14 protein-coding genes and 1 pseudogene are annotated in these 14,630 nt (G+C 38.9%); 7 read left to right on the top strand and 8 right to left on the bottom strand.

Annotated features, from left to right (window positions below):
• Positions 1 to 271 precede the first annotated feature (271 nt).
• Positions 272 to 1,030 (top strand): peptidylprolyl isomerase, encoded by a 759-nt coding sequence (locus tag NG743_RS13455; protein WP_257120238.1) that lies wholly within the window; start codon positions 272 to 274, stop codon positions 1,028 to 1,030.
• Between the two features lie 32 nt (positions 1,031 to 1,062).
• Positions 1,063 to 3,672 (top strand): type I secretion system permease/ATPase, encoded by a 2,610-nt coding sequence (locus NG743_RS13450; protein WP_371316421.1) that lies wholly within the window; start codon positions 1,063 to 1,065, stop codon positions 3,670 to 3,672.
• Positions 3,673 to 3,715: 43 nt separating this feature from the next.
• Here the strand turns inward: NG743_RS13450 and NG743_RS13445 are convergent, their stop codons facing one another.
• Entirely contained in the window at positions 3,716 to 4,684 is a 969-nt protein-coding gene (locus tag NG743_RS13445; protein WP_257120237.1) for an ROK family protein, read from the bottom strand.
• Between the two features lie 1,347 nt (positions 4,685 to 6,031).
• Between NG743_RS13445 and NG743_RS13440 the strand changes: the two genes are divergently transcribed.
• From NG743_RS13440 to NG743_RS13420, 5 genes are all read left to right on the top strand, one after another.
• Positions 6,032 to 7,006 (top strand): ferredoxin family protein, encoded by a 975-nt coding sequence (locus tag NG743_RS13440; RefSeq protein ID WP_257120236.1) that lies wholly within the window; start codon positions 6,032 to 6,034, stop codon positions 7,004 to 7,006.
• 560 nt (positions 7,007 to 7,566) lie between these two features.
• A complete protein-coding gene (locus tag NG743_RS13435; RefSeq protein ID WP_027403264.1) occupies positions 7,567 to 7,935 on the top strand; it encodes a YtxH domain-containing protein in 369 nt (122 codons plus the stop codon).
• A gap of 11 nt (positions 7,936 to 7,946) precedes the next feature.
• Entirely contained in the window at positions 7,947 to 8,360 is a 414-nt protein-coding gene (locus tag NG743_RS13430; RefSeq protein WP_035082915.1) for a hypothetical protein, read from the top strand.
• A 474-nt stretch (positions 8,361 to 8,834) separates the two neighbouring features.
• The gene (locus NG743_RS13425; protein ID WP_027403263.1) at positions 8,835 to 9,644 is read left to right on the top strand and encodes a TPM domain-containing protein; all 810 of its coding nucleotides are present in this window, start codon (positions 8,835 to 8,837) and stop codon (positions 9,642 to 9,644) included.
• Positions 9,645 to 9,749: 105 nt separating this feature from the next.
• The gene (locus NG743_RS13420; RefSeq protein ID WP_027403262.1) at positions 9,750 to 10,379 is read left to right on the top strand and encodes a precorrin-8X methylmutase; all 630 of its coding nucleotides are present in this window, start codon (positions 9,750 to 9,752) and stop codon (positions 10,377 to 10,379) included.
• 146 nt (positions 10,380 to 10,525) lie between these two features.
• Here the strand turns inward: NG743_RS13420 and NG743_RS13415 are convergent, their stop codons facing one another.
• From NG743_RS13415 to NG743_RS13385, 7 genes and pseudogenes are all read right to left on the bottom strand, one after another.
• Positions 10,526 to 11,260 carry a DUF8619 family protein gene (locus tag NG743_RS13415; RefSeq protein ID WP_027403261.1) on the bottom strand — a complete coding sequence of 245 codons (735 nt, stop codon included), beginning with the start codon at positions 11,258 to 11,260 and terminating at the stop codon, positions 10,526 to 10,528.
• 68 nt (positions 11,261 to 11,328) lie between these two features.
• A complete protein-coding gene (dapB, locus tag NG743_RS13410; RefSeq protein WP_027403260.1) occupies positions 11,329 to 12,165 on the bottom strand; it encodes a 4-hydroxy-tetrahydrodipicolinate reductase in 837 nt (278 codons plus the stop codon).
• Between the two features lie 71 nt (positions 12,166 to 12,236).
• The gene (locus tag NG743_RS13405; protein ID WP_255549990.1) at positions 12,237 to 12,365 is read right to left on the bottom strand and encodes a hypothetical protein; all 129 of its coding nucleotides are present in this window, start codon (positions 12,363 to 12,365) and stop codon (positions 12,237 to 12,239) included.
• Between the two features lie 496 nt (positions 12,366 to 12,861).
• Positions 12,862 to 13,170: pseudogene (locus NG743_RS13400) on the bottom strand (XisI protein); the annotation flags it as partial.
• Positions 13,171 to 13,299: 129 nt separating this feature from the next.
• Positions 13,300 to 13,689 carry a type II toxin-antitoxin system VapC family toxin gene (locus NG743_RS13395; RefSeq protein ID WP_027403259.1) on the bottom strand — a complete coding sequence of 130 codons (390 nt, stop codon included), beginning with the start codon at positions 13,687 to 13,689 and terminating at the stop codon, positions 13,300 to 13,302.
• 5 nt (positions 13,690 to 13,694) lie between these two features.
• Positions 13,695 to 13,919, bottom strand: a complete 225-nt coding sequence (locus tag NG743_RS13390; RefSeq protein WP_027403258.1) for a DUF2281 domain-containing protein — start codon at positions 13,917 to 13,919, stop codon at positions 13,695 to 13,697.
• Between the two features lie 442 nt (positions 13,920 to 14,361).
• Positions 14,362 to 14,583, bottom strand: a complete 222-nt coding sequence (locus NG743_RS13385) for a hypothetical protein (RefSeq protein WP_027403257.1) — start codon at positions 14,581 to 14,583, stop codon at positions 14,362 to 14,364.
• Positions 14,584 to 14,630 lie beyond the last annotated feature (47 nt).

The raw sequence follows: 14,630 nt of genomic DNA, 5'->3' as shown, positions 1-14,630 counted from the left end.
ATTGACTAAAATCACTCCATGTAGGTTGGGTTGACACAAGGAAACCCAGCATAATCATTTTAGTCATATTGCTTACAGATTGAAAAATAGTTATCGCCTAAAATCATTTAGTTCACTATTTATAAAAAATTAGGATATTTTATTACCAGATATTGATTACATATTTAATTTATCGAATCTTTATTATTGCTAGATATAGTTTTCTACTGTTTTCCCCATTATTTAATGGAAAGTCTTATAGATGTTTTAGTATTATCCTGAGAATCACTTCATGGAATCTTCATCTTTTTTAACTGTAAATGATCAGGAAATTACCCTAACTGAAGTAGTCAAATACTTACAAATATCTGGTAGACTAGGAAATTTCATGAGTGACGTACTGCGTCAGCACGTAATTGAAAAAGAAATTAGTGCTAGAACAGATATTGAGATTAGTTCCACCTTAATTGAGCAGACAATTATTGATTTTCGTCTAAAAAATCAACTAACTGATGCCCAAAAATTTCAAGAATGGCTAATAGGCAATGGTACAGATTATACAACTTTTCATACATCTATTACCTTTAGCTTTCAGTTAGAGAAACTCAAAGAATTAGTCACAGAATCAAAATTACCAGAATACTTTATTGAAAAGAAAATTTATTTGGATAGAGTTATCCTGTCGCGGATTCTAGTTGACAGTCGGGAATTAGCAGAAGAACTACAAACTCAAGTTGAAGAAGGAAGTAGTTTTGAACAACTGGCAAAAGAGTATTCATTAGCCGATGAAAGAGTATTTAATGGCATGATGGGACCAATTAGTCGGGGGACGATACCAGACATATTACGTGCGGCTGTAGACTCAACCACCCCTGGAAAATTGATCAATCCCATAGAAATAGAAGGACGTTTTGCTTTATTTAGATTAGAACAAATTCTTCCAGCATCTTTAGAAGATACTCAATTACAACAATCACTAAAAAATGAGTTATTTGAGAAATGGCTAGGGGATAAGATTCAAAATCTGACAGTCAAAATTCAATTGGATTAAAACTTCTAAATAATCAATTTTAACGAATAAATGTGTTAAATAATTTACCCTGGAATGAACCGCCACTATCCTGGCTAAATGCTGAAGAACAAAATGAATTAAAACAGCAAGCAGAAATACATAACTACAAACTTGGCGAAAAAATTTGGTCACAAAAATTAGGTAGTGATGCTTTTGGCAAGCGAAACTATCAATTTTTGATTGTCGCTGGTAAAGTGCGTTTACGAGAGGAAGAAGAAAATAAAACCGTAGCTACTTTACAAACAGGAGATTGGTTTGGCAACTGTCAACCATTATTTGCTGATTGTAAAGCTGTAGCTGCTAGTAAGGAAGTTATAGTTGTGTGTTGGAATTCGGCTTTGTGGAAAAAGGTTTTAAATCCTCAAGTTAATGAATTTTGGAATAATTCAGCAGAGGTAGAAGAAATTGAAACTATTTTACCAGTTCCTAATTCTCCCATTTCTTCACCTTCACATCCTGCGAAATGGGAACAACCCACAATTTCTAATTATCCCTTTGTGGGAAGTGGAAATACAGGTGCAGCTTGTTTAACAATGGTGGCGCAATATTTACAAAATCCTGTGCAATTAGAATGGGTACAACGTCAGTTGCGAGGACAAAAGCCAAAAAATCTGGTAGAAGCAGGGGAGAAATTAGGGTTAGTATTGCGGAAATTACAGGTTAATTGGCATGAATTACGCCAATTAACTTTTCCCGCTGTATTGTTGTGGAATCAAGGTAATCAGGAAGATAAAAATCCCCAATTTAATTGGGTTGTAGCTTATGGCATAAAAGGCAATTTTTTAATTATTGCCAATCCTCAAAATCCTGATTACATTTGTGAACATTTACCTCAATCTGTGGTGGATAATTGTTGGGATGGTACATTATGGCAAACTGAATTAATTTCCCAACAAGAGAAATTTAATTTAGCTTGGTTTACTCCTGCGGTTTGGAAATATCGAGGTTTATTAGGTGAAGTTTTATTAGCTTCCTTTACCTTGCAATTATTGGGTTTAGCTTCTCCATTAATTACTCAAGTCATCATTGATAAGGTGATGGTACAGGAGAGTTTAGCTACTTTGGATGTGATGGCGATCGCCCTCTTGTTTGTGGCGACATTTGAATCTATCCTGGGTATGCTGCGGCTATTCATCTTTACCCACACAGCCCGGCGTTTAGACTTGAGTTTATCGGCTCAACTTTTTCGCCATTTAATGCGTTTACCCTTGGCTTATTTTGAGTCGCGGAGAGTGGGTGATACAGTTGCTAGAGTCCAAGAATTAGAACAAATTCGCCAATTTCTCACAGGTACAGCTTTAACCGTCATTCTTGACAGTATCTTCGCTGTAGTTTACCTGGGATTAATGTTTTATTACAACATTCCTCTAACATTTGTAGCCTTAGCCGTCTTACCATTATTTGCCACATTAACTATTATCGCCACACCGATTTTGCGAACTTGGCTAAATGAAACCTTTAACCGGAGTGCGGACAGTCAATCATTTTTAGTAGAGACAATCACTGGCATTCATTCTGTTAAAGCCCATGCCGCAGAACCAGTAGCGAGAGAACGGTGGGAAGGTTTATTTGCCCGCTTCATTCGTACCAGTTTTAAAGCTTCCACCACATCTAATATTAGTAGTAACATTGGTGACTTTCTCACTAACTTTTCTACCTTAATTATCCTGTGGTTTGGGGCAAAATTAGTAATTAATCATCAACTAACCATTGGTCAATTAATTGCCTTCCAAATGTTATCAGGAAGAGTGACAAGTCCCCTATTACGGTTAGTTCAGTTGTGGCAAAACCTCCAACAAGTGCTATTATCAGTAGATAGAATTGGTGATATTCTCAACGCTGCCCCAGAAACAGAAGCCGGCACAGGATTAGTATTACCACCCCTCAAAGGTGAAGTTGATTTTGATCAAGTTTTCTTTCGTTATCATGCCAATACCGAACCAGTATTAAAAGGCATCTCTTTTAACATTAAACCAGGACAATTTGTAGGCATTGTCGGCAGAAGTGGCTCAGGAAAAAGTACCCTTTCTAAACTTCTCCAAAGACTCTATCAAATTGAGTCAGGACGAATTCTAATTGATGGATTTGATATCAAAAGTGCTGACTTAGCATCTTTAAGACAACAAATAGGCGTAGTTCTCCAAGAAGACTTTTTATTTAATGGTTCAATCTTGGAAAACATTACATTAGGCAATCCAGATATCACCTCCGAACAAGTTGTCGAAGCCGCCAGATTAGCAGTAGCCCATGACTTCATTAGTCAACTACCTTACGGCTATGAAAACAACGTAGGAGAAAGAGGAACAGCATTATCTGGAGGGCAAAGACAACGCATAGCATTAGCCAGATTATTCCTAGCATCTGCACCAATTCTCATCTTAGATGAAGCCACCAGTGCCTTAGATAGTGAAACCGAACAACAAGTATTGCAAAACCTCAAAAATGTTTCCTCTAACCGCACAGTATTCTTAATTGCCCACCGCTTTGCCCCCCTCAAACGAGCCGATTTAATCTTAGTCATGGAAAAAGGAGTCATAGCCGAAAGAGGAACACATTTAGAACTCTTAAAACAAAAAGGGTTGTACTGGTCACTTTATCAAAGACAACAAGCGAATATTTAAGATATCTCTCCGCGTCTCTGCGCCTCTGCGTGAGAAAAAGAGTTTAATCCAAAACATTCAAACCCAAAGCCACAGCCCCCCATAAAGGGGCATCATCACCCAATAATGCCCGCACAACCTCAAAATTTACCTCTGGGAGTGCGGTTTCCCTAGCCACCTTTCGCACCACAGTCCAGAAATTATCCCCAGATTTGGTAACACCACCACCTAAAACAAACCGTTGAGGATTCATGAGGTTGGCGACATTACCAATACCGACCCCCAAAGCCCATGCACCCCTGTATAATACTTCTTGTGCTATTTCATCTCCGTTGGCTGCTGCGGTGCTGACGACTTTGCCTGTAAGTAAGTTGAGATCATTACCAGTCAAATACCTGAGTACGTCTCCTCTGATTTTACCGTTAGTGCTAGGTGGTTCTTTCTCCAACATTTCCCGTGCATTTTGCGCCATGTAGGGACCAGAAGCTAAACGTTCTACACATCCCCGTTTTCCACATAAGCATAAGGGACCTCTAGGATCTACCACAATATGTCCAACTTCTCCCGCCATGCCTAATGCACCTCGCCAGGGCTTACCATCAAGTATCCAGCCTCCACCCACACCTGTACTAATGGTAATGTAAAATAGGCTATCATATCCTTGACCAGCCCCAAAGCGATGTTCACCAACGGCAGCAACGTTAGCATCATTATCTATACTGGCAGGTGCGTGATAATCTTCTTCGAGTATTTGTTTAAGGGGAACATTTTCCCAGCCAGGAACGTGATGAGATAAGCGGACTAACCCGGTGGTGGCATCCACTGGACCACCAAAGCTGACACCAATGGCATCCGGCTTTCTTCCTTTTAGCACGGAATCAATGAGCGATCGCATAATTTCCAAATCAGTCAAAGCATCACCATTTGTAGGAGAAAATCGTGATTCATGATCCAACCACTCCTTACCACCAGCCTTAACTGTTGCTGCTGCCAATTTTGTCCCGCCAAAGTCTAGAGCTAAAATTAATGTCATATAATTAAAAATAGGGAATTTACGAAACAACTATCAAGCATTCACCATTATTACTGAATAAAAATTTTGCTGTAGTTCATTATAAGGAAGAACGCCGAAAACCCTTGAAAATGTAGGTGACTCAGGAAGCCACATTTGGGCTTTAGACAAGGGATGAAGGCTAGTACCGCAAGGCGGAAGTCAAAAGTCAAAAGTCAAAAGTCAAAATGAAGACAGTATAGGCTTTTGGAGGATTTAGAATGGTTGGTTTATTTACGCCGTTTTGTACTAGAGGCAGGATAAATCCTGCATTGATTTTAATCCATATTCGTGATACGATTAAATTGTCACTAAAGACATAAAAAGCTACCGAGGGACTCTCGGAAAGTTACGCTTGTCAGATATGATTTCGCCCGCCAGGGCTAACGAAATCAGGGCAAGAACCCAAATATTTAAGGCAGTGCCTGAAACTGGGATAACTGAGGGATATAGACTGAAACTCTCTATAGAATCTCCGCGTCTAAAGACGCGGAGAGTGTCAAGAAACCGTCTTCACTATTTGGATATAAAATATTTCTATAGGAATCCGGTTTGATTCCTGATAGCGAAGCGTGGCGTTAGCCATATTTACTTGTGTGGTCAGGGAACAGGAAAGACAGAATTGATACCTACTGAGTCTTGTATGGCTACGCCACGCAAGCTATCAAAAATCAAATAGGAGTCCTATATATTAATCATGCTTATTTTTGTAGAATTCACCTAACTAGTAATCTGTCAACCCGAAAATGACGGGTGAGGGCAAGTGGGGGGCAGGAGGTAGGGGAGGTAGGGGAGGTAGGGGAGGTAGGGGAGGTAGATTAGGCTGGAATTGAAATACATGATTAGTTCAAGATAAAGATTTACATCTTTATATTTTTTTATCAGACAATTGAGAATATTTCGCAATATAGATAAATTAAGATATAATTTACTAACTAAGTAGGTGAACACAATAAAACCAAACTGTGTAAAGAAACGTAAAATCGCTGAAAACTTCTTGCCTCTTGCCTCTTGCCTCTTGCCTCTTGCCTCTTGCCTCTTGCCTCTTGCCTCTTGCCTCTTGCCTTGCCATAACAACAATTTTCAACGCCAACCTACTTAGCGAATGTATTTCATTCGGTATCCATCAAATAAGTCATAAATTAGCCGTAACCATTTTAAAAATAACTCCTGTAAATTATAAAATAATGCTGTATTTTTAATTATTGTATATTTTTGAATAGTTTTTGAGATAATTTTTTCAATAGGATTTATTTAAGCAAAAGCAATTTAAAAAATCAGGATTTTATCTAAACATTGACCATTAACTTTCTACTTGAGTAAGTCTAAATGAATAAACTTTTTTGTGCAGATAATTCACGAGAAATCCGAGAAGATATCATTGGTAGTGCTACCAACTACCAAACTTACATTTTAATAGAATGTCCTGCCCCTTGGGTTTATGAAGCCTTTGAATCTAAATGGGTACCAGATAACTTACGCAGTTTAGTAGAAAATATAACCCGCGATCAACTACCAATTCGGTTTCTATTAATTGCCAATGATGAATCCCATAGACGACAAGAAACAACCCTATTAATTTATCAACAGCAACAGGGATTAAGTCAAGGATACCGAAAACAAGAATTTAAATTACCAAATATTGAACAAGTCGCCGGAATTGTCAGTAAATGGTTAGCAGGAATAAGTGTTGATTATGAAATAGAATCTAGTATTACCAGAGATATCTTAATATGTACTCATGGAAGCCATGATCAATGTTGTGCTAGATATGGCAATCCTTTTTACTTTTACTCTCAAAATACAATTGCTGATTTACAGTTAAATCACACCAGAATTTGGAAATCGAGTCACTTTGGAGGACATAGATTTGCTCCCACAGCCATAGATTTTCCCCAAGGAAGATATTATGGCATCCTCGATCAAGATACCTTTAAATCAATTCTTACTCACACTGGGGATATACAATGTTTACATAAAGTTTATCGTGGTTGGGGAATATTGCCAAATCCCCTCCAAATCTTGGAAAGAGAACTCATGCTGCGTTTAGGTTGGGATTGGTTTAACTATCAAGTAACAGGTAAAATCATCGAAAAAAGCTTAGATAATCATACAATTATTGGTGAGTTGAGTTTTGAACAACCTCCCGGTACTCTCTACACTTACCACGCCAAACTTATAAAAGATGATGTGAAAACACAAACAGTTAAGGTTTCTTGTCATGCTTCCAAAGAAACAGTATGTTTGAAATATGCTATATCTAATCTTTGGCTTGTAGCGAAGAAAGTGGCAACTTATAAGTAGGTTAGCATTGAAAATCGTCGTTATGGCAAAGCAAGAGGCAAGAGGCAAGAGGCAAAAGGCAAGAGGCAAGAGGCAAAAGTGAAACAGACTACTAGTAGTCTGTCAAGCTTGAAATTGTGAGTTATTAAATTTTATAACCGTTTGTTAGCAATACTTTCAAACTTCGTTAACACAAATATTGACAGACTACTAGTACCGCAAGGCGGAAGTCAAAAGTCAAAAGTCAAAAGTCAAAAGTCAAAATGAAGACAGTATAGGCTTTTGGAGGATTTAGAATGGTTGGTTTATTTACGCCGTTTTGTACTAGTAGTTCGTCAAATTTATTTCAACGGGTAATGATCGGAAAAAACTTCTGTTCCTGTTCTTCCCTCCCCCACCCCCCTACCTTCCCCACCCCCCCCACCTCCCCTACCTCCCCTACCTCCCCTACCTCCCCCACCCCCTAGTCAAAACGAAGACCGTATAGGCTTTTTAACGATTTAGAATGGGTGGTTTATTTACGCCCTGTGGTACTAGAATCCTGTATAAAATTAAATTTTATGGAGTAGAAAAATAAAAAAATGTCTAATAACCGTTCTGGAATCTTTATTGGTGGTTTGATGTTAGGAACAGCTATCGGCACTTTAGTCGGTTTACTAGTTGCTCCGCGAACAGGACGTGAAACCCGTAAACTGATTAAAAAATCTGCCAATGCTATCCCCGAATTAGCGGAAGATATTTCTACCAGTGTCCAAATTCAGGCAGATCGTCTTTCTAGTAGCACCCTAGATAACTGGGAAGAAACTGTAGATAGATTGCGGGAAGCGATCGCTGTTGGCATAGATGCCACCCAGCGCGAAAGCCAAAGTTTCCACAAACAAAATACTGTTGATATCAGCAGCACCCCAGACGACACCGATTCCCTGACTGAAAAACTAGAACGTTCATAAATGCCATAATCGTGATTGATCCTTTATTTTGGCTGGGACTATCCATCCTCCTAGTTACTGTCAGTCTAACAACCGTTTTAGTGGCAGCCATCCCCGCTTTGCAGGAATTAGCCCGTGCTGCTCGTAGTGCCGAAAAATTCTTTGACACCCTTTCACGGGAGTTACCGCCCACTCTCAACGCTATCCGCGACACCAGCATAGAAATAACAGACTTAACCGAGGATGTCAGTGAAGGTGTCAAAAGTGCCGGTCAAGTTGTTAAACAATTTGATCAAAGCCTGGATAATGCCAAGAAACAAGCAGAAAGTATGCAAATCGGCACTCGTAGCGTCTTCATTGGCTTTAAAGCCGCTTGGAAAAGTTTCACACGCCAAAAAAATCCCAGGAAAAATACAAAAACACTTGCCAATCCGAAAACCGAATGAGAAACTACCGAAACATACAGCAGAAGTCAGGACTCAGGAGTAAAATTGGCTTTGCAGTTATACTCAAAACGGCTAGAAGCTGGACTTTTTTATCATACAAAGAACAAGGTTCAAAGCCTCTCCAGTATTAAATATTATTCCTTTTCCCTCTCCTCTTAGGAGAGGGTTAGGGAGAGGTGCAAAAGAGAGGTTTACCAGAGGGGTTTCATATTTGGTTAAACTATGAACCGTTTCAATTTGCCGTATCAAATTTAACTATGTGCATATTTAAGTGTTGATACCATCAAAAATCAAGCATTTTTGTGGAGTTTATTCCTGACTCCCGACTCCTGTTCCCAATTTCTTGATCAGATTTTGTTAAGATACCTAAATATTAGAGTAAAGTAAAGAAGTGTAAAGAAATATCACTTTTACATTACGCTTTAACAAGCACTTGTTACATTATCCTCTTGATTCTATAGTATAAAAACGTTCATGCACCTGTGTCTTTGGCGACGAATTTTAGTATCAATTGCCGTATTTTGCTTTGTTGGCTCAATTTTAGTAATTGATTCCCCATCAGCCCTAGCTTATGAAAATCCCGATTTACTACCCAGCTTTGTAACACCAGTAGTAGATTTAGCAAAAACTCTCCCTGACCCCCAAGAAGAAAAGCTAGTTAAAGAATTAGAACAGTTTGAAACTGACACCGGTTGGAAACTGCGTGTTTTAACTCAGTACGACCGTACCCCAGGTAGAGCAGTGATTAAATATTGGGGTTTAGATGATAAAAGTATTCTTTTGGTAGCAGATGCCCGTGGTGGTAACATCCTCAGCTTTAGTGTGGGTGATGCAGTTTATGAATTCTTACCTCGCACGTTCTGGATTGAACTACAAACTCGCTTTGGTAATTTATACTTTGTTCGTGAAGAAGGAGAAGATCAAGCCATTCTCCAGGCTCTAAATTCAGTTAAAGGTTGTTTACTCAAAGGTGGTTGTAACGTCGTTCCAGGACTACCTAGAGAACAATGGATACTCACCCTTGTTACCTCCGCTGTTGGCGGGATTATTTGTGGTTTTGCTGGCCAACCCCGTGGCGATAAAAAAATAGTTGCTTGGCAATGGGCATTAATTTTCTCACCTTTATGGGGAATGTTATTTATTGCCTTCGGTATTGCTCCAGTTATTACCCGGACAACCGATTGGTTGCCTCTAGTCCGCAATATTTCCGCTTTTGCCATTGGTGCTTTAGTAGCTTATTTATCTCCCATGCTGAATCGGATTTCTCCCGATGCTGAATCCTGAAAAGTGACTGGGGAATAGGGATTAGGAAGGGAAATTTGCAATTTTACAGTTCAAACTCCAAAATACTGATAAGCTGAAAGCTAATATATAAGAAGCTAAATAGCAATGGAATGGCACGTAACTGATGCTCAAAGTTTGGCAATTATTGATAATGAAATTGGTGATCATATTTTTTCACCAGCAGAGTATGAAATCGTCCGTCGCGTAGTTTACGCTACAGCCGATCTTGAGTATAAATCCTTGATTCGGTTTTCAGAGCAAGCATTACAAGCTGGAGCAGCCGCCTTAGCTACGCGAACTACTATTGTGGTAGATTCGCCAATGGTGCAGGTGGGTATATCCCACGATATTCAAAATACTTTTGCTAATCCAGTGTATTGCAGTATGGAAGCAATAACACGACCCCAAAAGGAAAAAACCCGTGCAGCTTGGGGCATTGAAACTCTGGCTAGGCGTTATCCAGAAGGGATATTTGTAGTTGGTCAAGCACAAACAGCCTTAACTGCACTGGTGGAATTAATTGAAGCGGAAGAAATTAGACCCGCTTTAATAGTTGCTACCCCAGCAGGTTTTATCAATTCAAAAATTGTAAAAGAACGATTACAAGAATCCTTAGTTCCTTATATTACTGTTGAAGGTCGCAAGGGTAACGCTGTCGTAGCTGCTGCTATTGTTGATGGTTTAGTGGATTTGGCTTGGCAAGCCTATGGACAGGATAGAAGTGTAGGCGGATGATCTAGGGCGGGGAGTTGGGGAGTTGGGGGAGTTGGGGGAGTTGGGGGAGTTGGGGGAGTTGGGGGAGTTGGGGGAGTTGGGGGAGTTGGGGGAGTTGGGGGAGTTGGGGGAGTTGGGAGCAATTTTCCTTCTTTCTTCTTTCTTCTTTATTCCGACTCCCTTCTTCTTCTTTCTGACTCCTGACTCCTGACTCCTGACTCCTGACTCCTATTTCCCGAACGACGGCGGGGTCTTCTCTCCTGATTTGCACGCAAGCGCACACTAACCTCGTTGAAAAAGTCTCTGCGGACATAGGGGTAATCACTTACCCATAAATCACGACTAGGAATATATATATCGCTGAATTCTTCAATAGTGCTTAAATCAGAACTATTGGACATAACCACCATTTCAGCTATTTGTCCACGAGCAATGACTTTATGAGCGTTACGTAGTGGAGCTTCAAACTCCACTGTAAATCCTGTATCGTCGCCTATTTCTAAGTTAATCCGCTTTTCGCGGTTTTCGATGATGACTAACTCACCTTTACTATTCACGGTTTCCTGTTTACCCATTAACCGATCCGTAATCCACCAGTCTAACACTCGTCCCCGAAAAAAGCCACTGTATTTGTAACGGCGGCATTTTCTATTGCGTATACTTGCTTGGAATATGGGATACCAAAGCCAAAAGAAAGCACCAAATACCCCAAAAAAGAATATTAATCCAAATTCTAATCTAAACAAGAATTGTATCAGCAGTAGTACAGCTAAGATCACCACAGAAATTAGTATCCGTTGCACAAAACTGCTTACTTTCCCCCAATAGTATTTATATTGTGGTCCAGAGGCAATTAGAGGGATGATTTGTTCAAATTTTTGGCGAGTTAAGGGAACGAGCATATTTTACATTTTGGATTTTGGATTTTAGATTTTGGATTGGAAAATCACCAATCGAAAATTGCTAACAGTTAAAGTATTTTTTCTAGCCCATATACTAATGACTTTAGCTGATTAACTTTGCGAATGGCTAATATTACTCCTGGCATATAACAGGCGCGATCGCTTGTATCATGACGTAAGGTATAAATTTGTCCTGCTGCGCCAAAAATTACTTCTTGGTGGGCAATTAGTCCTGGTAAGCGGATACTATGAATTCTAATCCCTTCGTCTGCTAAACTGCCTCTAGCTCCGGGTATTTTCTCCGTTTCTTCCACAATAGCAGTATTAAAAGTTTTGCCCATTTCCGCTAATAGTTGAGCAGTTTGAATGGCTGTACCGCTAGGAGCATCAGCTTTTTGGTTATGATGGAGTTCGATAATTTCTACATGATCAAAATACTGGGAAGCTCTGAGGGCGGCTTCTTGGAGTAGTACCATACCAATGGAAAAGTTAGGAATAACTAAACAACCGGTACTGGCTTTTTCGGCAAAATCAGCTAATTCTTCGAGTTGTGCCGGACTTAAACCCGTAGTTCCCACAACTGGACGAATTCCATAGGCGATCGCACTGCGAATATTGCTATAAACTGCATCAGGATGAGTAAAATCAACTAATACCCCCGGCTGCATCTGTCTCTCCCCAGCCACATACGCCAACATTGGCTCTAATTGATTCGTAATTGGTACTTCCAAGGGTTCACTTAAACCCGCCAATTCCCCCGCATCTTTACCTTGATGTTCAGGAGTTGTGTCAATTGCACCCATTAAAGTCAAATCAGATGCTGCTGCTACTGCTTTAATTACCTCTCGTCCCATTTTACCAGCCGCACCGTTGACAATAACCGGAATAGAAGTTTGATTGCTCATAGATTTAAGAATTATTTTTAATTCAACAAAGAAATTGTCTCACAAGAGATAACCAACGGCACAGAAGCCACTTAATCTTCTTGATTTTGAGGATTTTCGCTTTGCCAAGCTAGATAATTTAACAAGCTAAGAACCTCTTGTAATTTATCATCAGGGATGACTTCCAAAGGTTGTACTACCTTGTTTCTGAGTTTATTCATCTCTGTAATGCTCTGAATAGTTTTTAGTATGGATTAATCTCAGAACGCTTTTTAGAAATGTAGAATATCACACAAAATATCCACAATTAAGGTTTGAGTCTTTAATGATAATGAGCCTAACTCACGCTGAATAAGTGAGGATCGAAGTGTTACCAAATAATCAAGTCTGATGGTTGATGATTTACGAAGACCACTCATAATAAAATCTGGATTTTCTGGTCTGAGAATAATATCTGTATGAAGGGGATTTTCGGGAATACGGCTGGTGATTAGGGCAAAAATAATGTGCTGATATGCTCAAATTGTATTGGTTAGACAATAGGCAGGACGGACTTTACTGGAAGATAAATCGTCAAAGGGAAATTGAATTAAAACGATTTTACCCTTCATAACCTACAGGTTGTCCATCTTTCAGGGTATAAATATCTTCTTCTGGATCATGCAGAAAAGCAAAACTAGGGTTATTTGCAACAGTATCTAACCAAGTTTGTTCATTAAAAGGACGTTTATAGGGGGGATGTAAACCTAAAATAATATCTGACGCGGGAACTCCTTTTTCAACTAATTCTTGACCAATATCAGCTTCAGTCATATTATGTTGAATCCAGATTTTGCCGTCTTTAATATCTAAATGAATATAACAAGCATAACTACGATTTAGTCCTTGCCAGCCCAGATCGAGAATTTGATAATGATCATGTTCTGTATCAAAAATGAGTTGACATTCAATATTTGGCTCATTTGTGGTGGCATGAGAAATTAGTAACTCGCGGACAATTTGGCGATATTTAGCTAGTTTTTCCATGAGATAATCTCCTCTTTATTTGGTTCGTAAGCTATGATTTTTAGGTCATACTGTAAAATTGCTGCTTGAGTAAAACGTAGTTATTTGACCTTGATTTGATAATTTAGTAATTTCCATTCTGTTTAATTCTCACTTTAAAACATTAATAATAGGATATTGAAGAATTTTTTGATCAACTGTAATGATTGTTAAGTCATGCTGAATCGCTTGACAAATTATCAGACGATCAAACGGGTCACGATGTAGAGGTGGTAATTTAATTAATTGTGCAACACTTTCTTCATCAATAGATAGGCTATCAATTTGATGACGGATACGTTGTTTTGTTAAATAGATTTCTGGAGATTGAGGAAAGAAAAGTTTTCCTATTTGATATTTAATGATGGCTTCCCAAATAGATGCAACGCTTAAAAATATCTTATTGTTAGGGTCTTTAATCTCTGCACAAAATTGATTTGAAAGTTGAGAATCACCATTCAAAAACCAGAGAAAAATATGAGTATCGAGTAAAAGTCGCATAATTTTTATAAAGGGTTTTCAAAGTCCTGTAAGATTTCATCGGGTAAGGGATCATCAAAGTCAGCAGGAACAGTAAATTCTCCCTGACAAAGCGCGTAAGGTCTGGGCGTTTTTTGTTCTTTTTGTTGATTTCTTCGAGTTTGGGTAAACAATAAAAAATCAAGCAATTCTTCGACTATTTCTTCAGGGACTTGGTAGATTTCTTGGATGAGTCTTTCTCTTGTTGTCATTAGATTGTCTCCTGTGATCGTGAGATTCTACGTTTTTGGTTTTTAATTCTGAAAATGATTTTAGCGATCGCACTACTATCATTTTTACCTTTGAAATGTTGGGTTTCCTATTGTCAACCCAACCTACAAGATCGCACTAATCGCTTTTTGATGGGGTTTTAAAGGGGCGCATAAATGACAATTTTAACTCAGTTTGATAATTTTATTATAGCGGTTATCGGTTAAGTGAAATACAAGAACCCCACCCCCAACCCCCTCCCCGCTCTTCGAGAGGGGTCTTATGACTGTATCTCACTCAAGTGCATACCGCTATATAACTTGAAATGTTGGGTTTCCTTTCGTCAACCCAACCTACAAGATCGGCGATCGCACTCGCGGACAATTTGGCGATATTTAGCTACACAAGTATCAAGTAAATATTGCATAAATTCAATTAAAAATATTAAACTGAAAATATGGTTTCATCAGGTGGCAGCAATTCGTTTCGATAGGACTCAAAGGTAATACTATCTGCAAAACCTTGATGTTGCAAAATTAGATTTGACCAAGTTCTAGTTTTGTTTTCTAGAAATGTAACTAATACAGTGCCTTCGTGAATGTCCTTTGGTATTTCAGCAAGTTGGATCTTTCCATCCTTATAAATTCCCTGAACGGTTTTTAGCATGGATTAACCTCTATCAATTGTGCCACAAGAAACCGCTTGTTATTATC

The organism is Dolichospermum heterosporum TAC447, assembly GCF_024584745.1.
Taxonomy (GTDB): domain Bacteria; phylum Cyanobacteriota; class Cyanobacteriia; order Cyanobacteriales; family Nostocaceae; genus Dolichospermum; species Dolichospermum heterosporum.
The sequence above is the reverse complement of the archived record's forward strand: the minus strand, read 5'-3'. Positions and strand labels throughout refer to the sequence as shown.